Genomic DNA, 26,040 nt, shown 5'->3' with positions numbered 1-26,040 from the left:
GTGCGGGCTCCCTCGTCCGGGGCCGGCGGCCGGAGCCCGGAAAACCCGGTGACCGGGACGGGGCGGGTTTCCTAGACTCGGGTCGCAGCCGTACGCCGCCGCCGTTCCGGGGGCGGCGCCACCGTGACGAGTCGAGGGAGGGTCAGTCGTGCGCTACCGCACCGCTGTCGTCGTTCCCTCCTCGCGGTACGAGGTGATCCTGGTGTCCTCGTGCGTCCGGTGCCCGCTGCGCGGCCGGCATCGGATGACTGCGACGAACACCTGAAACACCCGCCCTCCTGGCCCAGTTGACCTGGGCACGGGAGCGGATTCGGCCGGCCGTGTGTTCTCCGGACCCATGCCGAGGCTGTTCCGTCGCCGCAATCGCGCCGCCCTTTTCCGGAACACCCCGAAAGGCACCGGGCCATGCGCACCGACCTCGCCACCACCGTCCAGACCAGCACTGCCCAGACCACGGCCGCCCAGAGCACCGCCGTGCAGAGCACCGCCGTGCAGACCACCGCCACGGTCCGCAACCTCGGCATCCTCGCCCACGTGGACGCGGGCAAGACCACCGTCACCGAGCGGATCCTCTTCCTGACCGGCGAGACCCACAAGCGCGGCGAGGTCCACGACGGCACCACCGTCACCGACTTCGACCCGCAGGAGCGGGACCGCGGCATCACCATCTTCGCCGCGGCCGTCAGCTGCGCGTGGGACGGCCACCGGATCAACCTGATCGACACCCCGGGCCACATCGACTTCGCCGACGAGGTCGAGCGCTCGCTGCGGGTGCTCGACGGGGCGGTGGCGGTGTTCGACGCCGTCGCGGGCGTCGAGCCGCAGAGCGAGTCGGTCTGGCGGCAGGCCGACCGGCACGGTGTGCCGCGGATCGCCTTCGTCAACAAGCTCGACCGCGCGGGCGCCGACCTGGACGCGGCGGTCGCCTCCATCCGCGAACGGCTGCACCCGGCCCCGCTGGCCGTCCAGTTGCCGATCGGGCGGGAGGACGGCTTCACCGGTGTGGTCGACCTGCTGACGATGCGCGCCCTGACCTGGGCGGACCGGCCCGGCCCGGACGCGTACCAGGAGGGCGCGGTGCCCGAGGAGCTGCGGGAGGAGGCCGAGCGGCGTCGCCGGGTGCTGGAGGAGGCGGTGGCCGCACTCCATCCCGGCGCGCTGGAGGAGTACTGCGACCGCGGGTCGCTGACCCCCGGCACGCTGGCCGCCGCCCTGCGCGACCTCACCCGTACCGGCGAGGCCGTGGTCGTGCTCTGCGGCTCGGCCTACCGCAACCGGGGCATCGAACCGCTGCTGGAGGCCGTGGTGGCGTACCTGCCCTCGCCGCTGGACGTACCCGCCGTGCGCGGCGCGGCCGGCGGTGCGGAGGTCGAGCGGGCCGCCGACCCGGCCGGGCCGTTCGCGGCGCTGGTCTTCAAGGTGAACGCCACCGCCACCGGCCGGCTCACCTATCTGCGCGTCTACTCCGGAACACTGCGGAAGGGGGACACGGTGCTGGACGCCGGCACGGGACGCACCGAGCGGATCGCCCGGATCCTCCGGGTGCAGGCCGACCGGCACGCGGAGACCGGTTCGGCGGTGGCCGGGGACATCGTCGCGGTGGTCGGCGCCAAGGCGGCCCGGGCGGGCGCCACGCTCTGCGCGCCCTCCGCGCCGGTGGTCCTGGAGCCGACCGTCGCGGCCGACCCGGTCGTCACCGTCGCGGTCGAGGCCCGGCGCGCCACCGACACCGACCGGCTCGCCACGGCGCTGGCCCGGCTCGCCGAGGAGGACCCGTCGCTGGTGGTCCGCACCGACCCGGAGACCGGCCAGCGGGTGCTGTCCGGCATGGGTGAACTGCACCTGGAGGTCGCGGTGGAGAAGATCCGCCGGGCCCACGGGCTGGAGGTCGCCGTCGGGCGGCCGCAGGTCGCCTACCGGGAGACCATCGCCGACGGTGTTCGCGGCCTGGTGTACCGGCACGTCAAACAGGAGGGCGGCGCCGGCCAGTTCGCCCACCTCGTGCTCGACGTGGCGCCGCTGGACGGTGACGTGGCCGAGGGCTTCGAGTTCCGTTCCACCGTCACCGGCGGGCGGGTGCCGAAGGAGTTCGTCCAGGCGGTCGAGGCCGGCTGCCGGGACGCGCTCGCCGAGGGCCCGCTGGCCGGCCACCCCGTCACCGGCGTGCTCGTCACGCTGACCGACGGGGCCACCCACCCCAAGGACTCCTCGGACCTGGCGTTCCGTACCGCCGGGCGGCTCGCCCTGCGCGAGGCGCTGCGCAAGTGCGGCCCGCTGCTCCTGGAGCCCGTCGCCGAGGTGACGGTGAGCGTGCCCGAGGACGCGGTGGGCGGCGTGCTCGGCGACCTCGCCGCCCGCCGCGGCAGGGTTCAGGGCTCGGCGCCGAGGGCCGGCACCGCGGTGGTGTCGGCGACCGTGCCGCTGGCCGAACTCTTCGGCTACGCGACCAGGTTGCGAAGCCGTACCCAGGGCCGGGGCACCTTCACCACCCGGCCCGCCGGCTACGCCCCGGCACCGCGGTAGCGACCGACGGCCGGGGGCGGGTTCCGCTCGCGCGGAGCCCGCCCCCGGCGCGGTGTCGGCGCGGTGCCGTCTGCCGCACGCGGTTCGACATGCGCGCGGCGGGCGGCAGGCCGGGCGGCGGGCGCCGGGCGTCGGGCGGGATGGCGGGCGGGACAGGCAGGACAGGCAGGACGGGCGGGACCCGGGGCGCCGCCTACAGCGCGCCGGCGTCGCGGGCCGTCCACACCGACGGGTAGAGCGGGCGCCAGCCCAGCTCCCGGCGGATCGCCGCGGTCGAGACCTGTCCCTCCCACGGGTCGGCCGGGTCGTGCCCGCCCGCGCCCGCCGGCTGCGGCGCGCCGTTGATCTCGTGCAGGTCCCAGGCGGTCACCGGCGCGTCGTCGCCGACGTTGTACGTCCGGCCCTCCACGCCGGGCGTGACCGCCGCGCGCCACAGCGCCTGCGCCACGTCCGCGTGATGGACCACGGGCAGCCGCTGGTGCGAGGGCCACCGGCCGGCCCAGTGCAGCGAGTCCGCCAGGTGCGGGTCGCCCTCGCCGTAGACGAACGCCAGCCGGGCGACGACCAGCGGCAGCCGGTCGCCCAGCTCCCGCAGCCCCGCCTCCGCCTCGGCCTTCGACGCGGCGTAGGCGCCCCACGCGGCGTCCGGGTTCGGCCGGTCGGCCTCCACCGCGGGGCGGCCCAGCCCGCGTCCGTAGACCAGATTGGTGCTGGTGTGCACGAACCGGCGCACACCGGCCCCGGCCGCCTCCCGGCCCAGCTCCACTGCCGCGTCCCGGTTCACCGCGAACGCCTCCTCGTCCGTCACCCCGCGCAGCGCCGCGGCCACGTTGACCACCACCTCCGCGCCGGCCAGCGCCCGGGCCCGGTCCGCCCGCTCCCGCAGGTCGCCGACCACCACCCGCACGCCGAGCGCGGCCAGCGAAGCTGCCCGCGCCTCGTCCCGCACCAGCACCCGGACCGAGTCCGCACCGGCCCACTGCGCCAGCCGCGGCACGAACCTGCGCCCGACCTGCCCCGTCGCCCCGGTCACCAGAAAAACCGTCATCGTCGACTCCCCGTCGCCCGTCCGTCCGGCGGCCGGTCGCTCCGGCTGCCGGGACCGACTCTGCCGGGGTCGTCGCGGCGGCGGGAGAGACCTCCTCAACCAGGGATCGGCAGTCCCTGGCTGAGAAGGCAGCCGGTGCGCCATGCTGGAACGCGTGATCGACCGACCGGCCCTCGCCGACTTCCTCACCCGCCGCCGTGCGCGCCTCACCCCTGCCGACGTCGGCCTGCCGCCCGGCGCCAGGCGCCGCACGCCGGGCCTGCGCCGAGAGGAGGTCGCCCAACTGGCCGGGCTCTCGGTCGACTACTACGCCAGGCTGGAGCAGGGGCGCGGTCCGCAGCCCTCGCCGCAACTGGCCGCCGCCCTCGCCCGTGCGCTGCGCCTGACCGACGACGAGCGCGACCACCTCTTTCACCTCGCGGGCCACGAACCCCCGCGCCGCCACAGCCCGTTGAGCCACATCCGCCCGGGCCTGCTGCTGATCCTGGACCGCCTGCACGACACCCCGGCCCAGGTCGTCTCGGACGTCGGCGACGTCCTCGTCCAGAACCCGATGGCCGCCGCGCTCCTCGGCGACGTGGCCGACCGGGCGTCTCACCTGCGCAATGTGACGGTCCGCTGGTTCGCCGACCCCGCCGCCCGCGCCCTCTTCCCGCCCGAGGAGCACGACGCCCTCGCCCGCGCCCACGTCGCCCACCTCCGCGCGGCCCACGCCGCCCGGCCCGGCGACCCGCACCTCGCCGCCCTGCTGAAGCGGCTGCGGGCCACCGGCGAGGAGTTCGCCGCCTACTGGGAGCAGCACGAGGTCGCCGTGCGGCGCAGCAGCCGCAAGACGGTCCTGCACCCGGTGGTCGGCCGGCTCGACCTCGACTGCGAGGTGCTGGCCACCGGCGGGCGGGACCAGCTGCTGCTGGTGTACACCGCCGACCCGGGTTCGGAGACGGCGGAGCGGCTGGAACTGCTGCGCGTCCTCGGCCGGCAGGACCTCGGTGCCGCGGAGGCGGGGAACGTTCCCGTGTGACCGCCGCCGTCCGGTGGCCGGGCCCGACGCCGCTGTCCGGCGCCGCTGCTGTCCGAGGCCCGAAGTCCGACGTTGCCGCCTCCGTCGGCCGCCTGCCTGCCCGGCCGCCGGGCCCGACGCCGCGCGGCCGGGCCCGTGGACGTCACCCTGTCATCCGTCAGGGACCGCTGCCGCCGCACCCCTCCTACGCTGCTGATCACTGGCCAGAGCAGCCACATCAGCCACACCAGAGGGAGATCCACCCATGCGCAAGATCATCCACGCCGCCGCCGCGCTCGCCCTCGCGACCGCCGCCGTGACCGCCCTGGGCGCCACCGGGGCCCAGGCCGCCGACGGCTCGTGGGACGGCTGCCCGTACGGGGCGGTCTGCGTCTACGGCGAGGGCGCGCCCACCTCCACCCCGCCGACCGACGTCTTCTGGAGCTACGGCGCCCACAACCTGCAGAACAAGACCGGCTGGCACTGGGTCCTCAACAACCAGTCCGGCGGCGCCCACGCCCACCTGTGCCTCGGCTACAACGGCACCAACTGCAACTACGACATGCCGGCCCAGAACGGCGTCTGGGCCGACCTCACCCCGGTCAACTCCATCACCCTCGACCGCCCCTGAGTAGCTGACACCCACCCCTTCGCCCCGCCCCGCCCCGTGGCCGCCGGATCCGTCCGGCGGCCACGCCGCGTCCGCGGGCGGTGGTATCGGGGATCCGGCCGTGCTCACCCGCGGCCGAGAGGCGAGCGCCCGGTCAACCCGCCTGCGGGGAGGGGAAGGTGAGGTCGCGTGCGGGTGTCCGGCCGGCCAGCAGGTAGGACTCGACGACCTCGCGGACGCAGGTGTTCGGGCCGGGGTACTGGCCGTGGTCACCGTTGCCGGTGACCGTCACCAGGCGGGAGCCGCGCAGCGCGCGGTGGGCGGAGAGGGCGGCCTCGTAGTACGTGGCCGGGTCGTGCACCGAGTTGAGCATCAGGACGGACGGCAGCCCGGCGCCGGTGACCCGGACCTTCGGCGCGGCCGGGGCCGGCCAGGCCGCGCAGACGGCGGAGAAGGCCAGCGTCCGGGCGCCCACCAGCGGCCAGCGGGCGGTGTTCTCGGCACCCCGGGCCGTCCAGACCGAGAGGTCACGGGTCCACGGGGTGTCGCTGCAGGTCACCGAGAAGTACTCGGCGAGGAACTCCGGGCTGAGGTAGTCGCCGAAGACCCGTCGTGCCGTCGTCCGGGCGGCCGGGTCGGCGCCGGGCCAGTCCTCCAGGGCGGTCAGCGCGGTGGCCAGCAGTGAGAAGCCGTTGTTCATGCGGTAGATGCCCTGGATGGAGCCGTTGTCCAGCTGGTTGGGGCCGATGGTGAGCGTGCCGTCGACGAGCGGGGCGTCGTGCAGGGCGCCGCGCCGCTGCTCCCAGCGGGCCTTGACCTCGGCAGGCGTGGAGCCGTAGTGGTAGGTGCTGTCGCGCGCCGCCAGCCAGGGCAGGAAGTCCTCCTCGAAGCGGCGCTGGAAGCTCATCGGCTGGCCGAGCTGGAACTGCTCCCAGCTGCCGTCGAAGCCGATGTTGCTGTCCAGCACCATCCGCTCGACCCGGTTGGGGAAGAGCGTCGCGTAGTACGCCCCGATCATGGTGGCGTAGGACGGCCCGTAGTAGGTGATCCGCCGCTCGCCGAGCAGGGCGCGGAAGAGGTCGAGGTCGCGGGCGGTCTGCTCGGTGGTCAGGTAGGGCAGCAGGCCGCCGCTGCGTTCCTCGCAGTCGGCCGCGAGCTTGCGGGAGTTGGCGATGACGCGCTCCCGGGCTGCGGGGGAGTCGTCGCGGAAGTCCCCGGCGAAGAAGGCCTGGAACTCCTCCGGGGTCTGGCAGGCGGCCCGGGTGCTGTGGCCCACCCCGCGCTGGTCGAAGCCCACCACGTCGTACGCGGCGCCGAGGGCCGGGGCGTCGTGGACGAAACCGGCCGGGCGCAGCAGGCCCGTGCCGCCGGGGCCGCCGGCGGCCATCAGCAGCGTGCCGCGCCGCTGGGCGGGGTCGGCCACGCGGTGCCGGGAGACCGCGACGGTGACGTCCGGGCCGTCCGCCGGGTGGTGCCAGTCGCGCGGGACGGCCATGGTGGCGCACTCCAGCGAGGGCTCCTCGGTGCAGGGCTGCCAGGCGAGGTGCTGCTGGGCGTAGCGGGCGGGGACTGCGGGCGCGGCCGAGGCGCCGGCGGCCCCGGCGGTGGCGGGCAGGGCGACGGCGGCGAGCAGCACGGCCGCCAGGGCGGCGAGGGGCGTCCGGCGTCGGCGGGCGCGGGCGGGCGGGGCGGTGAGGGTCGCATTCGTGGTCACGTCGTTGATCATGTCGACCCGGAACCGCGTGATCGATAGGGCGCGCACCCGTCTTGGGGGTGGTGCCAGGGACACCCCGCATGGTGTGCAGGCACCCGGTGGGCCCCGGCCGCGGCCCGGTGGGCCTCGCCGCGCCCGCCCTGCTGACGGTGCGTCGCGGGCCGCTGATGAGAGGTGGATCACATCTCCCGACCGGATGTCACACTCCGGGCGCCTGCTTCCTCTCCTTTCGGAACGCACCCGCCGGAACGTCGACTGAACGCCAAGGAGTGCACGTGATGCGGAAGACAGCGGCCCTGCCCTGCGGCAGGGTGGCGAAGTGGGTCGCCCTGGCCCTCTGGGCGGTCCTGCTGGTCCCGGCCGTCCTGCTGGCCGGCCGGCTCGGTGACGTCGAGGAGAACGACAACTCGGCCTGGCTGCCCGGGAACGCGGAGTCGACCGGGGTCGTCGAACGGGCCGAGGGCTTCGGGCTCGCCGACGCCCTCCCCGCGATCGTGGTCTACGACCGGCCCGAGGGCCTCACCCCTGCCGACCTGGCCAAGGTCCGGGCCGACGCCGAGGCCTTCAAGGGCATCGAGAACGTCGTGGGGCAGCCGGAGGGACCGGTGGAGGCGCAGGACGGCAAGGCCGTCCAGACCGTGGTCCGGATCCGGAAGGACAGGACGGGCTGGGAGGGGATCGGCAAGGCCGTCGACGCGATGAGCAGGGTCGGCGAGGCGAACGCCGACGGTCTGGGGTTCCACGTCACCGGGCCGGCGGGTCAGGCGTCCGACTCGATCAAGGCCTTCGGCGGGGGAGGCGGCCTGACCGTGATCACCTCGGTGGTGGTGGTCCTGATCCTGCTGGTCACCTACCGCAGCCCGGTGCTGCCACTGCTGCCGCTGCTCACCGCGGGCGGCGCCCTGGTCACCTCGGAGGCGGTGATCTACCTGCTGGCGAAGCACGCCGGACTCACCGTCAACAAGCAGACCGGCTTCATCCTGACGGTGCTGGTGTTCGGCGCCGCCACCGACTACGCGCTGCTCCTCGTCTCGCGGTACCGGGAGGAGCTGCGGCGGCACGAGGACCGGCACGAGGCGATGGCGGAGGCGCTGCGCCGTTCCGGCCCCGCGATCGTCGCCAGCGCCGCGACCGTCGCGGTCAGCCTGATGCTGCTGATGCTGGCCACCCTCAACTCCACCAAGGGGCTCGGGCCGGCCTGTGCCGTGGGCATCCTGGTGGGGCTGCTCGCCATGGTCACCCTGCTGCCGGCCCTGCTGGTGATCTGCGACCGCTGGGTCTTCTGGCCGGTGCGGCCGTCGTACGGCTCGGCCGGGGCGGCCGAGGGGGGCGTCTGGACCAGGGTCGGTACCGCCGTCTCCGGCCGGCCGCGGATCGTGTGGATCGGCACCGCGCTCGTCCTCGGTGCCATGGCGGCCGGGGTGTTCGGGCTCAAGGCCGACGGGCTCTCCGCCACGGACCAGTTCACCGGCAGGCCGCAGACGGTCGTCGGCGAGGAGATCCAGTCCAGGCACTTCCCGGCCGGCTCGGGCGACCCCGTCGTCGTGGTGGCCAGGGCCGCCTCGGCGGAGCAGGTGAGGGCCGCGCTGTCCGGTGTCCCGGGAATCGCCGGGGTCTCGACGCCGATGGTCAAGGACGGTGAGGCCGTCATGCTGGGGGAGCTCAAGGACGCCCCCGGCAGCACGGCCGCGATGCGCACCGTCGGGCAGGCCAGGGCCGCGGTCCACCGGATCGGGGGCGCGGACGCGCAGGTCGGCGGCAACGCGGCGGTCGTCCTCGACACCCAGGACGCGGCCGCCCGCGACTCCCGGGTGATCATCCCCGTCGTGCTGGTCGTGGTGTTCCTGATCCTCGCGCTGCTACTGCGGGCGGTCGTCGCACCACTGCTGCTGATGGCGACGGTGGTGCTGTCCTTCGGGGCGGCCCTCGGGGTGAGCAGCCTGGTGTTCGACCACGTGTTCCACTTCGCCGGCGCGGAGGCCTCCTTCCCGCTCCTGACGTTCGTGTTCCTGGTCGCCCTGGGCATCGACTACAACATCTTCCTGGTCACCCGGGTCCGCGAGGAGGCGCTGCTGCACGGCACCCGGCGCGGCGCGCTGACCGGCCTGTCCGCCACCGGGGGTGTGATCACCTCGGCGGGCCTGGTACTGGCCGGCACCTTCGCGGCGATGGCCTCGCTGCCGCTGGTGTTCGCGGCCGAGCTCGGGTTCGCGGTGGCGTTCGGCGTGCTGCTGGACACCGTGGTCGTCCGCTCGGTGCTGGTCACAGCCCTGACCCTGGACGCGGGCCGGTGGATGTGGTGGCCCGGCCGGCTGTTCCGGCAGCAGGACGGCCACCGGTCCGTGGCGGGCAGGCCCGGCCTCGAACGCGTTCCCGCTGCGGGACACCCGGCCCGGTGACCGGCCCCGGCCGGGTGGCGCCGACGAGCCGCCCCGGGAGGGCACCGGTGCACCGGGCCGGTCTCCGGACGCGACCGGTCGACTACTGTATGCGCGGAAATGCGGGGGCGGTCGCGGCGCGAGGCCCCCGGCCCGACGAAGCATGGAGACACCACGTGGCAGAGAGCCTCATCGCGACGCTGGAGACGACGCTCGGCACGATCAAGGTCAAGCTGTTCCCGAACCACGCGCCCAAGACCGTCCGCAACTTCGTGGAGCTCGCCCAGGGCGAGCGCGAGTGGACGCACCCGGAGACCGGGCAGACGTCGACCGACCGGCTCTACGACGGCACCGTCTTCCACCGGGTGATCGCCGGCTTCATGATCCAGGGCGGCGACCCGCTCGGCCTGGGTGTCGGCGGCCCGGGATACGAGTTCGACGACGAGATCCACCCGGACCTCTACTTCAACCGGCCCTACCTGCTGGCCATGGCCAACGCCGGGAAGCGGCAGGGCCGGGGCACCAACGGCTCGCAGTTCTTCATCACGGTCGGCGCGACCCCGCACCTCTACGGCAAGCACACCATCTTCGGCGAGGTCGTCGAGGGCGCCGCCGTGGTGGACGCGATCGCCAAGAGCGACACCGACGGCGGCGACCGCCCGGTCGAGGAGGTCGTCCTCACGAAGGTGACCGTCGAGCGCCTCGGCGCCTGACGGCGGATGTGCCGGGGCCCCTGCCCCGCCGGCCCAGGGGCCCCGGCACGCGGTCGCACCCGCACGACGCCCGGCCCGCTCAGTAGGCCGCGGTGAAGCGGGTGCGGTGGTGGGCGGGCTGCTCGGCCTCGTCGAGCAGGGCGACGGCGAGGTCCTCCATGGAGATGGCGGAGGTGCCGTCGGCGTCCACCACCAGCTCGTCCCGGCCGAGACGGTAGCGGCCGGTGCGCACGCCCGGTTCGAGGAGCGCGGCGGGGCTCAGGTACGCCCAGTCGACCTCGGTGTCGGCCCGGTAGAGGGCGAGCTGCTCGTTGCAGGCGAGGGCGATCGGGAGCCAGCCGGGCGGGAAGTCGGGGCCGTCGATGACGGTGGCACCGCCGCCGGGCAGGGTGAGGCTGCCCGCGCCGCCGACGGCAAGCAGCCGTGCGCCCGTTCCGGCCATGCCTGCCAGCAGGCCCTTGGTGGCGGTGGCCAGTTCGCCCTCGCTGCCGGGGGCCGGGCGGGTGGCGCTGATCACCACGTCCTGGCCGGTGGCCAGCCGGGTGACGTCCTCGGCGGTGCGGGCGTCGCCGGTGGCGATGGTGGCGGCTCCGGGCAGGCTGTGCGGCCGGGCCGGGTCGCGCAGGACGGCGGTGACCTGGTGGCCGCGGGCGAGGGCCTCGGCGACGACGCGGCTGCCGACGTTGCCGGTGGCGCCGAACACGGTGATGCGCATGGGGTTCTCCAGTTCCGGAAGGGGGACGTGCGGTCTCGGGCGGTGCACGCGCTCGGGCGGCGTGTGCGGTCAGGCGGTGTGCGTGCTCAGCGGGTGGGTTCGGGGACGGGCTGCTGCGTCGCGGCGGCCTCGGCCGACGCGGGCTGCCCGGCCGGGGGGAGCGGGCTCTCCGGGGCGGTGGTCCGGGGGCGCTGGTTCTGGGCGGCGACCAGTGAGCCGAGCACGATGACCGCGCCGACCCCCTGGACCGGCGAGAGGTCCTGACCGAGGACCAGCCAGCCGAGGGCGGTGGCGACCACGGGGCTGAGCAGCCCGAGGAAGGTGACGGAGGTCGGCGGCAGCGCCCGGATCCCGCGGAACCAGAGCGCGTACGAGACGGCGGCGCCGATCAGGCCGAGGTAGGCGTAGCCGAGCAGGTTGGCGCCGGTGAGGTGGGACGGCGGCGCGCCCTCCACCAGGAGTGCGACCGGGACGAGCATCAGGCCGCCGGCGGTGAGCTGCCAGCCGGTGGTGGCGAGCAGCGGGGCGGGCGAGGTCCAGCGCTTGGAGAGGACGACGCCGGTGGCCATCACGACGGCGCCGCCGAGCGCGGCCGCGACGCCCAGGGCGTCGAGCTGGGCGTTGGCCCGCAGCACCAGCAGGCTGACCCCGATCACGCCGGCGATGCCGGAGAGGAGGGTGCGCAGCGAGAGCCGGTCGCCGAGCAGCCCGGCGGAGAGTCCTGCGGCGATCAGCGGCTGGACGGCGCCGACGGTGGCGGCGACCCCGCCGGGCAGGCGGTAGGCGGCGATGAAGAGGAGGGCCATGAACGCGCCGATGTTGAGAGCGCCCAGCACCAGTGAGCGCCACCACCAACTGCCCTTCGGCAGACGGCGGGTGATGGCGATGAGGAGCAGTCCGGCGGGCAGTGCGCGGAGCACCGCGGCCAGCAGCGGGCGGTTGGGCGGGAGCAGTTCCGTGGTGACGAGGTAGGTCGACCCCCAGACGGCGGGGGCGAGCGCGGTCACCAGCACGATTCCGAGTCGGTTCCTAAGCACCCGGAAAATGTATCTCAGCGCTAAGACATCCGGGTCCGGCCGGGTGAATCGGGTGCTGTGAGGTATCTCACCGCTAAGGCATCGTTGGGGGGTCGTCTAGGCTGGAGCGGTGGCAGACCATGTGGACCGACTGGTGCGGCAGTGGGGCGCGGAGCGCCCCGACCTCGACGTCTCCCCGATGGAGGTGATCGGCCGGCTCAAACGCCTCACCCGCCTGGTGGAGGCCGAGCTGAAGCGGAACTTCGCCGCGCACGACCTGGACACCCCCTCCTTCGACGTCCTCGCCACCCTGAAGCGCAGCGGCCCGCCCTACCGGCTCACCCCCACCGGGCTGATGGAGTCCGCGATGGTCACCTCCGGGGCGATCAGCCAGCGCCTCGACCGGCTGGAGGCCCGAGGCCTGGTGACCCGTACCCCGAGCGGGTCCGACGGCCGCAGCCGCGACGTCGCCCTCACCCCCGAGGGCCATGCCCTGGTCGACCGCGCCCTCCCCGATCACCTCACCACCGAACGGCGCATCCTGGCCGACCTCGACCCGCAGCAGACCGAGGCCCTGATCGATGCCCTGCGGACGGTGCTCGCGACCTTGGGGGAGGGCGACGAGGCCGGGTGACCGGCCCGCCCGCCGTGGCCCGTCCGACGTTCCGCGCCCGCCGCGGCGCCTCCGACGTTCCCCGCCGGGCGCACGGCGCGGATCGTCGGAGACACGTCAGGGGTTGACCGCGACGGCCTTGAAGAAGGTGTAGTGGAACGTCCCGCCCTCCTCCGCCGTGCGGCGCAGGTCGACGACGCCCCGGTCGAACGCGGCCGCAGAGGTGAGGCCGGCCGCGACCGCGTCGTCGCGCACCGACTCGACCATCGCGACGAAGGTGCGGCGGGTGAACCCCTCCCCCAGCGCCGGGCGGCTCCCGTCCGCGTAGACGGTGCGCGGGCGGACCGCGACGTCGCCGAACCCCGCCGCCGTCAGCAGCGGGTGCAGCCGCCGCCCGATCAGGCCGTCGCCGCCCGCGTCGGCCTGCAACCGCACCAGGTGGTCCACCGTCGCGCGGGCGGCGGCGCTCTCCGGGTGGAAGAAGGCCGAGCCGTGGTCCCCCTCGATCACCGTGACCGTGCCGCCCGGCCTCAGCACCCGGCGCAGGGCTGCCAGCGCGGTCACCGGGTCCGCCAGGTGCTCCAGCACGAAGCAGAGGAAGACGTGGTCGAACGCGCCGTCGGCGAACGGCAGCTCGTGCAGGTCCCCGTGGTGCCACGTCACCTTGGCGCCGGGCGCGTGCGCCGCCACCCGGGCGCGCGCCTCGGCGAGCGAGTCGGCCGAGATGTCGGCCGCCGTCAGCCGCACGCCGGGACTGCCCGCCAGCAGGTGCAGCGTCTGCGCCCCGACGCCGCACCCCGCCTCCAGCACCCGGCTGCCCGTCGGGTACGCGGTGTCCGCGTGCAGCAGCTCCGCGAGGGTGTCCGCCTGGTCACCGAGCCGCTGCGCCTCGGTGGCCGAATAGCCGTGGACGTAGCCGTGGCGCTCCGAGGGGGCGGCGGTCCGCGGCCGCGCGGTGGTCTCCTGGAATTCCTTCTCCGTCGTCATGTCCCCACCCTGGCGTCCACAATGGACTGGTGAACAGGTCCATAGAGCCGGCTGTCGACCGGTCCAAACCGGTCGGTGCCGACTTCCTCCAGCTCGACACCGCCGACGCACCGCCGGGCGGTCTCGCCGACTGGCTGGCCGGCCGGCTGCGCCGGGCGATCGCGGACGGCCGCCTCCCCGCCGGCAGCCGACTGCCCGCCACCCGGGTGCTCGCCGCCGAGCTGCGGGTCTCCCGAGGGGTCGTCACCGACGCCTACGGGCGGCTCGCCGAGGAGGGCCAGATCGCCGGCCGGGGCAGGGGCGGCACCGTCGTCGTCGCCACCCCCGCCCCGCCGCCCCCGCCGGCCGGGCCTCCAGCGCCGGCACCCGCCCCGTTCGACGCCGCGCCCGTCCCCGCGAGCTTCGACGCGCTGCGCGCCGCCCCCGCCCGGATCAACCTCTCGCCCGGCGTCCCGGACCTCGCCGCCTTCCCCCGCGCCGCCTGGCTGCGCGCCGAACGCGCCGTCCTGGACAGGCTCTCCGCCCACGAGTTCGGCTACGGCGACCCCCGCGGCACCCCCGCGCTCCGCCGGGCCGTCGCCCACTGGCTGGCGCGCAACCGGGGCATCCGCGCCGACCCCGACGAGGTGCTGATCGTCGCCGGCGCGGCCCAGGCCCTCGCCCTGCTCGGCCAGGTGCTCGGGCAGGCCGGCCTCACCGAGGTCGCGGTCGAGGACCCGGGCTCGCTCGGCACCCGCCAGCACCTCGGCCACTGGCTCACCGCCACCCCGCCCGTCCCGGTCGACGCCGACGGCATCCGCGTCGACGCGCTCCGCGCCACCGGCGCCCCCGCCGTCCTGCTCACCCCCGCACACCAGTTCCCGGCCGGCGTCGTGCTCGGCGGCGAGCGGCGCCGCGAACTGCTCCGCTGGGCCGGCGAGGGCGGCCTCGTCATCGAGGACGACTACGACGCCGAACACCGTTACGACCGCGCACCCGTGCCCGCGCTGCGCGGCGTCCTCCCCGAACAGGTCTGCTACACCGGCAGCGTCTCCAAGCTGCTCGCCCCCGCCCTGCGCACCGGCTGGCTGCTCGTCCCGCCCCGCCATCGCGAGGCCGTCCTCGCGGCCAAGCGCTTCGCCGACCTCGGCAACGCGGTCCTGCCGCAGCTGGTGCTGGCCCGGCTGATGGAGAGCGGCGAGCTGGAACGCCACCTGCGCCTGCTGCGTCCGCGTCACCGTCGGCGCCGGGACGCGATGATCGCCGCGATCGGCGCCCACCTGCCGGGCGCCGTCGTGCACGGTGCGGCGGCCGGGTTGCACCTGATGGTCACCTTCCCGGCCGGGCTCGACTGCACGGACACCGAACTCGCCACGGCCGCGCTCGCCCACGGCGTCAAGGTGCAGCCGCTCTCCTGGCACGCCCGGCTGCCGCACCCGCCCGGGCTGGTGCTCGGCTACGCGGCCGGCGCGCCGGGCGAGATCACGGAGGGCGTCGCGGTGCTGGGCGGACTGCTACGGCGGATGGGGTAGCGGGCGCGTTGCGCGGAGCCCGGCCGGGTCGGCTCCCGGTAGCCTGACGCACCGGAGCGGCCGGCCCCGGCGGGCCCCGCGCCCGGCTTCGTCCATGTCGCTCCAGAGTCCCGTCCCCCCACGGTCCCGTCCCGCTGCGGTTCCGTCCCCCTGTCCGGGAGGTCCGATGCCGTCGCTCCGACGGACCGTCCGCGTCGCGGCCCTCATCCTGCTGCTGACCGCCATGACCCCGGCCCCGGTTGGTACCGCGCACGGAACCCACCGGCCGCCGCCCACCGCGGAGAGGAAGAGCCCCGTGCCGAACGAGGACTCCCGCCGGCTCGCCGGCCGGCGCATCGTCTACTCCTACGCCGGGCCGACCCCGCCGCCGGCCCTGCTGCGGACGATCAGCGAGGGCCGGGCGGCAGGCGTCATCCTGTTCGGCGAGAACATCACCTCGCCCGACCAACTCCGCACGGCCGTCGGGCAGCTGCGCCAGGCCGCCGCCGAGGCCCCGGGCGCCCTCCCGCTGCTGCTGATGACCGACCAGGAGGGCGGCAAGGTCCGCCGGCTGCCCGGTGCTCCCGAACTCTCCGCCCGCCGCACCGGGCTGGCGCCCGACCCGGTCGCCGAGGCCGCCCGCTCGGGCGCCGGCGCCGGCCACAACCTCGCCGACGCCGGTCTGAACACCAACCTCGCGCCCGTCCTCGACGTCTTCGACACCCCCGACAACTTCATCGACCACTTCGAGCGCTCCTACGGCCAGGATCCCTCCGTGGTGGCCGGGTTGGGCGCCGCCTTCCTGGCCGCGCAGCAGGACCTCGGCGTCGCGGCCACCGCCAAGCACTTCCCGGGCCTCGGCGCCGCCGCGCGCGACCAGAACACCGACGAGGAGCCCGTCACCCTGCCCGTCCCCCTCGCCGAACTCCGCGCCCGCGGCGAGGAGCCCTACCGCGCCGCCATCGCGGCCGGCGTCCGCCTGGTCATGACCTCCTGGGCGGTCTACCCCGCCCTCGACCCGGCCCGCCCGGCCGGCCTGTCGCCCACCGTCGTCCAGGGCGAACTCCGCGACCGCCTCGGCTTCCGGGGCGTCACCGTCACCGACGCACTCGAAGCCGGCGCCCTGAACCTGTTCGGGGACACCCCCGCCCGGGCCCTCGCCGCGGCCGAGGCGGGCATGGACCTCCTGCTCTGCTCGGCCCGCGACGTCGAGCAGGGCGATGCCGCCGCCGTCGCCCTGGCCGACGGCCTGGACAGCGGCCGCCTGGACCGCCAGGCCTTCCTCGACGCCCTCCACCGGGTCGACACCCTGCGCTCCGGTCTTGCCGCGGGCGGCCGGTAGCCTGCCGGGGCCTGCCGGGGCCTGCCGGGGGCCGTCCGGGGAGCAGCGGCGGGGGAGGGCCGGGATCGTCCCCCACCATGACGGCCGACGTCCTCGCCTGATCACCCGCTCGCCCGTGCGGGGTCGAGCAGCTCGCGCAGGTCGAGGATGCGGTAGCCGCGGGCACGGACGGCGTCGATGATCAGCGGCAGCGCCTCGGCGTCCAGGCAGTGGTGGTCGGGGCTCTCGTCGGGCGCGCCGACGTGGAGCTGGAGGATCGCTCCGGGAACGAGGGCGGCGAGGGCGCGGTCGGCGGCCAGGGCGGCGGTGATCCGGAGGAGACGCTTCACACCCCGTCCAACACCCCACGCCGGGTCGAGGGCACGGGCACGGGCCACCTCGGTGCCGTTCGGCGGCATTCACCTGCGGTCAAGAGCCAAGATCGCGCCATCGAAAGGCTGTTTTCCGGTCTGTCCGATGGGTCGATGGCCCAATCGCCGGTGGGCATTCGAATCATGTGCCAGGGTTACGGCATGGCACATGTGAAATGTCACATGCGCAGAACTGTATGACTTTGTGAAACGGAGAAGCGGATGAACCGACTCACTCTGCTCGCGGCCGGCGTCGCCGGGGCGGCGACCCTCCTGGCCATCCCCGCCGAGGCCGGCGCGGCGACCGCCACGACCACGACCACCACCGTCACCTGCGGCGCCTCCGGCCTGCAGGCCGGTCTGTCGACCAAGGTGTGCGCCGAGATCACCGGCACCGGTGTTGCGTTCTACGGCCAGATCTCCCTGGCCGGTCCGCCGAGCCCGGGCAGCCCGGAGCTGCCGACCAGGCAGCTGCTGACCGGCCTCTCCGGTCAGGTGGTGGGCGGCGCCTCGCTCGGCTCGGTGAGCGGGGGCACGTTGTTCAAGGCCAGCACGGTGCAGGTGCGGGGCGTCAGCGGCACGGTGACGTGCGGCTCGACCGTGCACGGCAGCTTCAGCGTGGCCGACTTCCCGTGGAACCCGGCTCCGGTGACCGTCGACGTCGTGGTGCCGTGTTGATGACGCGCCGGTAGTGCAGCAGGGCCCGGGGGTTGGCGGACTCCCGGGCCCTGTTCGTTCATGGGGGAGGGGGCCGGAGAGGGAAGTCGGCAGGGGGTGGCAGCGGGGTGGCGGCGGTGGTCGGCGGCCGGGCGCGATGACGACTTGAAGAATTCTTCATCCGCAAGGGATGATGCTTCCCGGCCGCACCGGGCCGCCGGACTGCCCGCCGATCGGGCGCCCCCGGGCACCAGCGAACAGCAGGGAGAGAACGGACGATGGCGGTCCCGCTGTACCAGGCCAAGGCGGAGTTCTTCCGCACCCTCGGGCACCCGGTCCGCATCCGCGTGCTGGAGCTGCTGCAGGACGGGCCGCGGCCGGTGCGCGAGCTGCTGGCCGAGATCGAGGTCGAGCCGTCCAACCTCTCCCAGCAGCTCGCGGTACTGCGCCGGACCCAGCTGGTCACGGCCACCCGCGAGGGCAACACCGTGGTCTATGCGCTCAGCACGCCGGACGTCGCCGAACTGCTGCGCGCCGCCCGGCGCATCCTCACCGACCTGATCGCCGACCAGGGCGCGCTGCTCACCGAGCTCCGCGCGCCCGGTCGATGAGCACCGGGCGGGCGTCGTGCCGACGCCCGCCCGGACCGTGCGCGACGACCGCCCGACCCGAAGGAGAACCCGGCCATGGCCGACGGCATCAGCGACGAGAAGAGCAGGCGCAAGGCCATGCTGATCCGCGCGGGCATCTACATCTTCGCCACGCACCTCTTCGCCGGGTTCGTGATCCTGCTGTTCAGCCTCGGAGGCCGTCGCTGAGGGGGTGACCGTCACCGAGGCGCTGACCGTCCCTGAGGCGCTGATCGTCCCTGACGCGGGGGCCGTCACCGACGTAGCGGCGGGAGGTGCTGGTCCAGGCCTGTACGCCGTCGACCAGCTCCCGGGTGCCGTTCAGGTACCAGTGGCCGGCCGGGTGGCGGAGCAGCAGGCGCCGCCGGAGCGTGTCGCTCTCCTCCCTCAGGCGCGCGACCCGGGCGCGGACCGCAGCCGCGGCCTGGGTGCGGGTGCAGCCGCGGACGCGTTGCAGGGTCAGCACGGTGTTGAAGGCGGCCGCGGCCTGCCGCTCCTCCCGTTCCAGCGAGTAGAGGTCGTTGATGAGCGTCGCGGCGTCGGCGGTGTGCGCGCGCAGCCGGTGCAGCGTGGGGTCGGCGTGCAGCCGGGCGGGTGCGTCGGCGCCGTGGACGCGCTCCAGTATGTTCATGAACGGGTAGAGGCAGCTGGCGTGACGACGCAGACGCAGGGTCTCGGGCAGGCCGGGGGAGGTGCGTCCGGCCCGGTGCGCGGACTCGGTGAGGAAGGTCTCCAGGCAGGACCGCCACTCGGCGGCGCTCCGTTCGCGCCAGGCGGGCGACATCGCGTCGCACTGGCGCTGCCACAGTTCCCGCCAGGAGTGCAGCAACGGGGAGTCGCCCGCTGCCGGAGCGGGAACGTCGCCCGTCAGGACGGCGAGCAGCGGGTGGACGACGGCGCGGGCCTGCGCAGGGCGGTGGCCGGGCGGGCCGTCGAAGCGGTCGTCGAGGATGGTGAACCAGCCGAGGACGTCGACCAGCAGGTCGAGCTCGGCGCCGCGCGCCCGGGGGTAGGCGTGGCCGATCAACCCGGGGAGCGCGTAGGCCTGGTAGCGCGGCAGCTCGGCGGGGCAGAGCAGGCCGTGGTGGAGCGCCCAGTCGGCGTGCCGGGTGGTGGCGGTGAGCAGCTCGCCGGGGAGGCGGTGGCCGGCCGTGGCGGGTGGGCGCGGCGCCGGGTGCGCGGGCGGGGCCGGCCGCGGGACGGCGGTGATCCGTGGGGCGCCGGCGGCACCTGCGGAAGCGGCGGCAGGTCGTTCGACGGTGGCCTGGGCGGTGCCGGTTGGTACGGGGTCCGCCTGCGCGGTGCCCGCTCGTGCCTCCGGTCCTGCCGGTGCACCGGGGGCCTCGCGCGGGGCGAGCCGGACGCGCAGGCCCTGGGCCTGGACGGTGGTCCAGACGACCTCGCGGGCCCGGGCGCCCGGCACCGCCGTCGGCCGCCAGCGGCGCAGGATCGCGGCGGCGGCCACGGTCAGCTCCGCCCAGGCGAACGCCTCGCCGATGCACTTGTGCTTGCCCGCCCCGAACGGCAGGAACGCCCGCGGCCCGGTGCCCGCCGAGCCGTCGCCCTCGCGCCAGCGGCCGGGGTGGAAGCGCAGCGGGTCCGGGTGGAGCAGCGGGTCGCGGTGCAGCGCGGTGAGGCTGTAGAGCAGCTCGGTACCGGCCGGGATCCGGTACCGGCCGAGCTCGACCGGCACGCTCGCGGTGCGCATCAGGAAGGCGTTCGGCGCGTGCAGCCGGACCACCTCCCGGGTGACGCTGCGCGTGTACGTGAGCCGGGCGAGCGCCTCCGGGGTGGGGACGGTGCCCGCCGGGAGGTGCTCGTCCAGCTCGGCGAGGACGAGGGCCTCCACCCGCGGGTGCCGCAGCAGTTCGTCGATCAGCCAGGTGAGCGTGGTGGAGACGGTCTCGGTGCCCGCGCCGAACATGGTGATCGCCTCGGAGCGCACGTCCGCCTCGGTGAGCGGGCGGCCGGTGGCGGGGTCGGTTGCGGCGCGCAGCAGGGCGGGCAGCGTGGGGGCCGCGTTGCGGCCGGGCTGCGCCTCGCCGCCGAAGGGGCGGCCGGCCGGCCGGGCGCCGCGGTCGACGGCCTGGTCGACCACCTGGTTGAGCACCCGGACGGCGGTGTCGAACCGCCGGTTGACCGGCAGCGGCAGCCGGGCGAGGGCGGGGTGCGGGTAGAGGGACTGGACGATCTGGCCCTTCACCATGTCGGGCAGCGCCTGGTGGAAGGCGAGCGTCGCGTCCTCGCTCAGCCGCGCGTCGAACAGCGTTCGGGTGACGATCTCCAGCGCGAGGTGGTTCATCTCCTTGGCCACGTCGAGGACCTGGCCGGGCCGCCAGCGTGCCGCGCGCTCCTCCGTGACCTGGTGCATCACCGCGAGGTAGCCGGCCATCCGGTCCTGGCCGAAGGCGGGCTGGACGACCCGGCGGCGGTCGCGGTGCGCCTGTCCCTCGGACATCAGGAGGCCGTCGCCGAAGGCGGTCCTGAGGGTGTCCTGGACGGCGCCGCGCGGGCAGTCGTGGGCGAGTGCCACCAGCAGGGTGTGGACCAGGCGGGCGTCGGTGACCACGCAGACGGTGCGCGGACCGAGCCGGATCCGCACCACTCCGCCGTGGCGGGAGAGCGAGCCGAGGAAGCCGAGCGGGTCGCGGAGCAGGGCGGGGGCGTGGCCGAGGACGGGGAGTGCGCCCGGCGCGAGCGGGGGAGCGGCCGGCGCCCCCGGCCGGGGGGCGTCCCTGGAGGGGGCGATCGGTCTACGGGGCTCGATCGTCAGGGGCATGACATTCTCTCTCAACCAGTTGGACCGGCGCGGCGGGCCCGCCGGAGCCGCCGCCGCGACAGGCGGGATCCGGGGGCTCCGGCCAGCGCAGACCCCCGCGCGCGCGCCACAGACGGAGGGCGCACGTCATAGAAAACGCGCCGGTCCCGCGAGCGTTGCGCCGTACGCGGGGGGATCACCCCATCGGTGGATCGTGCCGCTCCCGCCCGGGCGCGGCGCGCGCGGTGGGCGCGTTGACCGCGGGCGATGTGGTAGCGGCACGGCCCGGTGACACCCCGTCGGCAGATCCGGCGACTCCACCAGCAGGCCCGGCGACTCCACCGGCAGATCCGGCGACTCCACCGGCAGGCCCGGCGACTCCACCGGCAGAGCTGGCGGCACCACCGGCAGGCCCGGCGACTCCACCGGCAGAGCTGGCGGCCCCACCGGCAGGCCCCGTGGCCCGACCGGCAGGCCCGGCGGCCCCACCGGCAGATCGAGCGGGCCCCACCGTCAGGCCCGGTGGCCGCGCCGGACCGCGGCGTCCACCGGGCCGGTCAGCCGGTCGGCCGCCGCGGCGAACCCCTCGGCGGCCGCCACGGGTTGCTCGAACCACTCCTCCCAGCCGTCCACCACCTCGCCCGCCACCTCGACCTCGGTCCCCGCCCGCCAGGGCGGCCCCCAGCTCAGGTCGAACCCGCAGCGGCGCGGGAAGCCGAGTGAGCAGACCACGAGCAGGTCCGGTGTCTCGACGAAGCCGGTGATGGTGGCGGCGACGATCCACTCGTTCCGGTGATACTCCAGGCCGGCCCCGGCCCGGCCCGCCCGGACGCCGAGTCCGGTGGCAATCCGGCGCATCCGGCCGGCGGCGAGGGCGAGTGCGGCCTCGACGGCGGGGGCCTCGGCCTCGGTGAGGGCCGGGAAGACCCAGCGCGGGTCGCCCTGGTCCAGGGGGATCGTCTCGGTCACGAACGGGAGTCTGGCCCGGAACGGTGCACGTCCGCAACCGGCCGTCAGGCGCTGTGACCGGTACGGCGGAGCGGCGCGGACCACGGCGCTCACGCCCCCGGGCGCCGCCGCGTCCCGGTTCAGGGTCTGACCTGGGCGGACGGGCCGGGCGGGGCCGGTCGCCGTTGCCTCACAGGCAGGGTCTTTAGGCCCTCGGCCGGAGGGCCTCCGACGGTCCAGCATGGTCCGGAACCGTCCGGCACGTTCCGGAGACCCCGGCATGGTCCGGAACCGAGGAGGACCCTGATGACCCGTCTGCGCCACCGGCCCGCCCCCGACGTACGGGTGGAGATACGCGGCGAGCTGCCCCGCGAGGACGCCGAGTACGCGCGGGTGCAGGCGCTGGAACTGTTCGCGGCGCTCGGCCCGGGAGTGCACGGGGCCAGGGTCCGGCTCACCCGGATGTGCGACCGGGCGGTGACCCGGCCGGTCGTGGCGCAGGCCGCGGTCGTGCTGGACGGCGACGGTACGGTCCGGGTCCAACTGTCCGGCAGGACCGTCCGCGAGGCGGTGGACCTCGCGCTCGGCACGCTCGCCGCCCGGGCCGCCCGGCTGCGCGAGCAGGGGGACATCGGGCTGGCCGCGGTGTACGAGAGCGCCTACCGGCCGCAGTTCACCCCGCGCCCGCTGGCCGAACGGCAGATCGTCCGGCGCAAGTCGGTCGTCCTCGCCCGCCGCACCCCCGACGAGGCGGCCCGCGAGCTGCTCGCCCTGGACCACGGCTTCCACCTCTTCGTGGACGCACTCACCGGACAGGACAGCCTGGTCCACCGCCGGCCGGTGAGCGGTGGCCTGCGGCTGGTCCGCGCCCACTCGACCGCGCGGCTCGGCGGATCCGCCCTCCCGCTGTCCGAGAGCCTGCACCCCGCGCCCCGCCTCGACGTGGCCGAGGCCGCCCGGCGGCTCTGGCTCACCTGCTGGCCGTTCGTCTTCCACACCGATCCGGACGACGGCCGCGGCCGGGTGCTCTACCGCCGTTACGACGGCCATTACGGCCTGATTGCGCCGGTGACGGAGGCCTCCTGACGGGCAGAACCCTTTCGGCGCCCCACGGCGCCGGGGACCAGCACGCGCGTGACCCACCGACGGGCACACCCCTCAAGCGGAAGGCGGGACCAGGACCATGGACTGCGAAGAAGTCATGCTGACCGTCCGGATCACCGCGGCCGAGCGGGCCCTGCTGCGCGAACTGGCGCGCGGCCACGGCAGCGACGTCTCGGAGGTGGCGGCGGACGGGCTGCTCGACGTCATCCCGGCCCTGCACGACGACACCGCGGCGCTGCGGCTGCTGCGCGTCCTCGCCCGTCCCACAGCCTGCGCCGTCATGCTCTGGCTGCCGGCGCCCGTCGCGGACCTGCTCCCGCTGCTCGGCGACCGGATCGCCCTCGCCGGCGGGCTGCGGACCTGCCCCGCCAGCGCCGCGCTCGCCGCCGCGCTGCGGCTCTGGCTGGCCGGCGACCCGGCCCGGCTGGCCGCCTCCCTCGCGACCATGCACGCCCCGGTCGCCCGCCGGATCGCCGCCCCCGTGCTGAGCGTGGCGGCCTGACCGGACGGCGGCCTGATCAGGCGGCGGTCTGATCGGACGGCGGTCTGATCGGACGGCGGCCGCCCCGCGTCGTCGTGCCGACCGCGCCGTCGCGGTTGCCGGGGTGAGGTCCGGCCGAAGATGACGTCCGGTCGGAGGTGGCATCCAGCCGGAGGTGACGTCCGCTCAGAGCTGATGTCCGCTCGGAGCTGATGTCCGCTCGGAGGTGAGACGCTGCGGCTGTGCCCGGTGGGTCGCAGTGGCATGTCCGGGGCGGAAAATCGGCTGGTCAGAGCTCTGGCCACGGCCACCCGGCGGGTCTAGCATTCCGGTCACGGCAGCCGGAACCCGGACCCCCGGGCAGCCCGGCCGGGTGGCCGCCACCACCCCTGCCGGGGAGCGCGTACCCCCCGAGCGTGCTCCCCGGCACTGCCGCGCGCCCGCTCGCGCGCCCGCCCGTATGCCCGCTCGCGCGCCCATGCCCGCGCCCCGCCGCTCGCCTTTGCGCGACCCGCTGCGCACCCCCTCCGCCCACCGCGCGCACCCGGCCGCACACCCGGCCGCACACCCCGTCGTGGCACGACGCCGATCCACCCGATCGAATTTCGAAAGATGTTTCTGTTATCCCCTCCCGTCCTCCCCGGTCTCCAGGGTGTCGGAAGGTCCGGACGCCACGTCACATGGCGAACGGACCGTCACACCGAGGACAGGAGAGAGTGCGATGGGACACCGGAGTACGGAGACCCGCCGCAGGCGGCGCAAGAGGTCGGGGCGCCGGACGGCGCTTATGGCGGCGGCGGTAGTGGCCGGACTGGTGGCGGGCGCACTGGGCATCCAGACCGCGTTGGAGCCGGCCGCCGTCCGGGCCGGCACCGCAGCGGCGGTTGGCGGATCGGCCGACCGGGCGGAGGCGGGCACGGCCGGAGTCGTCACCGAGGACGGCGGCCCGGGTGAGACCGGCACCGCCGAGGGCGCCACGCAGGCACCCGCTCCGAAGCGGGACCAGAAGGCCGCGCCGCTGCACGAGATACCCAAGGACCAGCCGGAACGCGGTCTCGTCTACACAGGTCTGACGCTGCCGACGGGCGACCGCTGCGCCGGCTCGCTGGAGGTCACCGCGGGCCAGCTGTGCAGCCACGGTCCGGACGCGCCGCCCAAGGACATCGACATCCACAAGGACGTCCCGCCGGTCGCCGCGGCCGCCGCCCCGGTGGCGGCGCTGACGCCGCCCGCCGACGCCCAGCCGCCCGCCGCGGCCGACCTGCTGAAGGGCGGTGCCCCGGTCCTGGACGCAGGCCAGAAGGCCCTCCTCGGCGACGCTGCGACCCCGGCGGCCGGAGCCGCAACGCCCCAGCAGACCCCCGCCGCCGGCGGGTCCGCGCTGGTCTGCGAGGGGGACGGCAGCACCGGCAACCGGATCCAGGTGGTGTACGTCCACACCCCGGGCAACGACCGCTTCGCCCAGTACCTGCCGTCGTTCAAGAAGTGGGCGGCGGAGGTCGACGTCATCTACAACGCCAGCGCCCAGGAGACCGGCGGCGTCCGGCACGTGCGCTTCGTCACCGAATCCGACTGCACCGCATCGGTGTTGAACGTGCAGATCGCGGACTCCGAGATCCAGGACTTCAACGCGAGCAACCGCGCGCTCGCCGCGCAGGGGTTCAACCGCAAGGACCGCAAGTACATGATGTTCACCGACGCCAAGGTGTACTGCGGCATCGGCACCTTCGCGGGCGACGAGCGGCCCGGCCAGGACAACCTGAGCAACTTCGGCCCCTCGTACGGGCGGACCGACTCCGGCTGCTGGGGCGGCTCCACGGCGGCGCACGAACTCGGCCACAACCTGGGTGCGGTGAGCAACAGCGCACCCAATTCGAGCAAGGGCGGCCACTGCGTCGACGAGTGGGACCTCATGTGCTACTCGGACGCCCCGTACTACCCGGCGATGAAGACGGTCTGCCCGGACAACGCCAGTGACAACCGGCTCGACTGCCACCACGACGACTACTACAACACCAATCCCGCGGCCGGCAGTTACCTGGCCACGCACTGGAACGTCGCCAACAACCGCTTCCTGATCGCCGGTGGCGGCACCGGTCCGAACCCGACCCCCACCCCCACCCCGACCCCGACGGCCACGCCGACCCGGACCCCGTCCCCGACCTCGACGCCGTCCCCCACCACCCCGACCCCGACGGCCACCGGGAGCACCACCCCGAGCCCGACCAGGACCCCGTCGCCGACCGGAACCACCACGCCGGGCCCGACCCCCACCCCGACCGCGACGCCCACCGGCGGCAACACCGCCCCGGCCATGACGGTCAGCCAGATCACCCAGAACTCGGCCGTGCTGAGCTGGACCGCGGTCCCGGCTGCCGCCGGCTACGACGTGCTGCTGAACGGGCAGTCCGTGGGCACCGTCCGCGCCACCGTGGTCGGCCTGGTCCGGCTCGCCCCCGGCACCTCGTACACCGTGGCCGTCGCCGTGCGTGACGCCGCCGGCACGGTCTCGCAGCCCGGCCGCGCAGCCACCTTCAGCACCCTCGCCGACGGCGGCCGGCCGCAGCCCGGCACCCGGTACACCATGGTGAACGGCCTCACCGGGCAGGCCGCCGACCTCTGGGGCAGCTCGCTCAACGACGGCACCGTGGCCATCGCCTACCAGCGCACCGGCTACGCCAACCAGAAGTGGACCTTCGAGGACGCCGGATCCGGCGCGGTGCGGATCAAGTCCGTCCGTTCGGACAAGTGCCTCCAGCTCGGCGGCGGTCCGGTGGCCGGCCAGTACCTCGCCCAGCAGCCCTGCTCCGGCGCGTCCTCCCAGAAGTGGGCGCTCACCCCGTCGGGTGGCGGGTTCACCCTGAGCGCCGAGGGCTCGACCCTGGTCCTCGGTGTCAGCAACCGCTGGTACTACGGCGGTTGGCTGCTGGAACTGCAGAAGCCCAACGGCCAGGCCTACCTGGA

The 26,040-nt window shown here is 75.1% G+C and carries 22 protein-coding genes; 14 read left to right on the top strand and 8 right to left on the bottom strand.

The genetic code is table 11. The features are described from left to right. Positions 1-405: 405 nt before the first annotated feature. On the top strand, positions 406-2,523 hold the full coding sequence (gene fusA / locus C2142_RS02590; protein WP_148640877.1) for an elongation factor G: 2,118 nt from the start codon (positions 406-408) through the stop codon (positions 2,521-2,523). Between the two features lie 193 nt (positions 2,524-2,716). Here fusA and C2142_RS02585 read toward each other — a convergent pair whose 3' ends face one another. Then, complete coding sequence (locus tag C2142_RS02585) at positions 2,717-3,571, bottom strand: NAD(P)-dependent oxidoreductase (RefSeq protein WP_148640876.1); 855 nt, start codon at positions 3,569-3,571, stop codon at positions 2,717-2,719. Positions 3,572-3,728: 157 nt separating this feature from the next. Between C2142_RS02585 and C2142_RS02580 the strand changes: the two genes are divergently transcribed. Both C2142_RS02580 and C2142_RS02575 read left to right on the top strand, forming a co-directional pair. Then, positions 3,729-4,592: a helix-turn-helix transcriptional regulator gene (locus C2142_RS02580; protein ID WP_148642138.1), complete on the top strand. Its 864-nt coding sequence runs from the start codon at positions 3,729-3,731 to the stop codon at positions 4,590-4,592. A gap of 244 nt (positions 4,593-4,836) precedes the next feature. Next, positions 4,837-5,202, top strand: coding sequence for a hypothetical protein (locus tag C2142_RS02575; RefSeq protein ID WP_148640875.1), 366 nt, complete (start codon positions 4,837-4,839; stop codon positions 5,200-5,202). Between the two features lie 133 nt (positions 5,203-5,335). Here C2142_RS02575 and C2142_RS02570 read toward each other — a convergent pair whose 3' ends face one another. Continuing rightward, on the bottom strand, positions 5,336-6,895 hold the full coding sequence (locus tag C2142_RS02570) for an alpha/beta hydrolase (protein WP_241002332.1): 1,560 nt from the start codon (positions 6,893-6,895) through the stop codon (positions 5,336-5,338). A 278-nt stretch (positions 6,896-7,173) separates the two neighbouring features. Between C2142_RS02570 and C2142_RS02565 the strand changes: the two genes are divergently transcribed. Together C2142_RS02565 and C2142_RS02560 are read left to right on the top strand one after the other, a co-directional pair. Continuing rightward, positions 7,174-9,294: an MMPL family transporter gene (locus C2142_RS02565; protein ID WP_148640873.1), complete on the top strand. Its 2,121-nt coding sequence runs from the start codon at positions 7,174-7,176 to the stop codon at positions 9,292-9,294. A 155-nt stretch (positions 9,295-9,449) separates the two neighbouring features. Next, positions 9,450-9,986 carry a peptidylprolyl isomerase gene (locus tag C2142_RS02560; RefSeq protein ID WP_148640872.1) on the top strand — a complete coding sequence of 179 codons (537 nt, stop codon included), beginning with the start codon at positions 9,450-9,452 and terminating at the stop codon, positions 9,984-9,986. Between the two features lie 79 nt (positions 9,987-10,065). Here C2142_RS02560 and C2142_RS02555 read toward each other — a convergent pair whose 3' ends face one another. Then, positions 10,066-10,701: an NAD(P)H-binding protein gene (locus C2142_RS02555; protein ID WP_148640871.1), complete on the bottom strand. Its 636-nt coding sequence runs from the start codon at positions 10,699-10,701 to the stop codon at positions 10,066-10,068. Between the two features lie 86 nt (positions 10,702-10,787). Beyond that, a complete protein-coding gene (locus tag C2142_RS02550) occupies positions 10,788-11,738 on the bottom strand; it encodes an EamA family transporter (RefSeq protein WP_162002391.1) in 951 nt (316 codons plus the stop codon). A 109-nt stretch (positions 11,739-11,847) separates the two neighbouring features. Here C2142_RS02550 and C2142_RS02545 point away from each other — a divergent pair, with 109 nt between their 5' ends. After that, positions 11,848-12,351, top strand: coding sequence for a MarR family transcriptional regulator (locus C2142_RS02545; RefSeq protein ID WP_148640870.1), 504 nt, complete (start codon positions 11,848-11,850; stop codon positions 12,349-12,351). 96 nt (positions 12,352-12,447) lie between these two features. Here C2142_RS02545 and C2142_RS02540 read toward each other — a convergent pair whose 3' ends face one another. Further along, the gene (locus tag C2142_RS02540) at positions 12,448-13,317 is read right to left on the bottom strand and encodes a methyltransferase domain-containing protein (protein WP_148640869.1); all 870 of its coding nucleotides are present in this window, start codon (positions 13,315-13,317) and stop codon (positions 12,448-12,450) included. 29 nt (positions 13,318-13,346) lie between these two features. On the opposite strand from C2142_RS02540, the gene C2142_RS02535 reads away from it, so the two are divergent. Together C2142_RS02535 and C2142_RS02530 are read left to right on the top strand one after the other, a co-directional pair. Beyond that, on the top strand, positions 13,347-14,828 hold the full coding sequence (locus C2142_RS02535) for a PLP-dependent aminotransferase family protein (protein WP_148640868.1): 1,482 nt from the start codon (positions 13,347-13,349) through the stop codon (positions 14,826-14,828). 166 nt (positions 14,829-14,994) lie between these two features. Beyond that, positions 14,995-16,149, top strand: a complete 1,155-nt coding sequence (locus C2142_RS02530; RefSeq protein WP_241002331.1) for a glycoside hydrolase family 3 N-terminal domain-containing protein — start codon at positions 14,995-14,997, stop codon at positions 16,147-16,149. A gap of 101 nt (positions 16,150-16,250) precedes the next feature. On the opposite strand, the gene C2142_RS02525 is transcribed toward C2142_RS02530, so the two are convergent. Beyond that, positions 16,251-16,478 (bottom strand): hypothetical protein, encoded by a 228-nt coding sequence (locus tag C2142_RS02525; protein ID WP_148640867.1) that lies wholly within the window; start codon positions 16,476-16,478, stop codon positions 16,251-16,253. 243 nt (positions 16,479-16,721) lie between these two features. Between C2142_RS02525 and C2142_RS02520 the strand changes: the two genes are divergently transcribed. The 3 genes from C2142_RS02520 (at position 16,722) to C2142_RS39145 (ending at position 17,974) form a co-directional block, all read left to right on the top strand. Continuing rightward, positions 16,722-17,177: a hypothetical protein gene (locus C2142_RS02520; RefSeq protein WP_148640866.1), complete on the top strand. Its 456-nt coding sequence runs from the start codon at positions 16,722-16,724 to the stop codon at positions 17,175-17,177. Positions 17,178-17,434: 257 nt separating this feature from the next. After that, the gene (locus C2142_RS02515; RefSeq protein ID WP_148640865.1) at positions 17,435-17,767 is read left to right on the top strand and encodes a metalloregulator ArsR/SmtB family transcription factor; all 333 of its coding nucleotides are present in this window, start codon (positions 17,435-17,437) and stop codon (positions 17,765-17,767) included. 75 nt (positions 17,768-17,842) lie between these two features. Then, complete coding sequence (locus C2142_RS39145) at positions 17,843-17,974, top strand: DUF6126 family protein (RefSeq protein ID WP_241002330.1); 132 nt, start codon at positions 17,843-17,845, stop codon at positions 17,972-17,974. Here the strand turns inward: C2142_RS39145 and C2142_RS41400 are convergent. Further along, positions 17,952-20,564: a cytochrome P450 gene (locus C2142_RS41400; protein ID WP_148640864.1), complete on the bottom strand. Its 2,613-nt coding sequence runs from the start codon at positions 20,562-20,564 to the stop codon at positions 17,952-17,954. The two genes, C2142_RS39145 and C2142_RS41400, sit on opposite strands and share 23 nt — an antisense overlap. Before the next feature lie 492 nt (positions 20,565-21,056). Next, a complete protein-coding gene (locus C2142_RS02505; RefSeq protein ID WP_148640863.1) occupies positions 21,057-21,512 on the bottom strand; it encodes a hypothetical protein in 456 nt (151 codons plus the stop codon). 285 nt (positions 21,513-21,797) lie between these two features. Between C2142_RS02505 and C2142_RS02500 the strand changes: the two genes are divergently transcribed. The 3 genes from C2142_RS02500 to C2142_RS02490 all read left to right on the top strand — a co-directional run. After that, positions 21,798-22,577: a sigma 54 modulation/S30EA ribosomal C-terminal domain-containing protein gene (locus C2142_RS02500; protein ID WP_148640862.1), complete on the top strand. Its 780-nt coding sequence runs from the start codon at positions 21,798-21,800 to the stop codon at positions 22,575-22,577. 97 nt (positions 22,578-22,674) lie between these two features. After that, complete coding sequence (locus C2142_RS02495) at positions 22,675-23,097, top strand: hypothetical protein (protein ID WP_148640861.1); 423 nt, start codon at positions 22,675-22,677, stop codon at positions 23,095-23,097. 766 nt (positions 23,098-23,863) lie between these two features. After that, positions 23,864-26,040 (top strand): RICIN domain-containing protein (locus C2142_RS02490; RefSeq protein WP_148642135.1); only part of this gene is annotated, 2,177 nt, incomplete at its 3' end.

This window comes from Streptomyces sp. CB01881 (assembly GCF_002953255.1).
In the GTDB taxonomy this organism is placed as follows: domain Bacteria; phylum Actinomycetota; class Actinomycetes; order Streptomycetales; family Streptomycetaceae; genus Kitasatospora.
The sequence above is the reverse complement of the archived record's forward strand: the minus strand, read 5'-3'. Positions and strand labels throughout refer to the sequence as shown.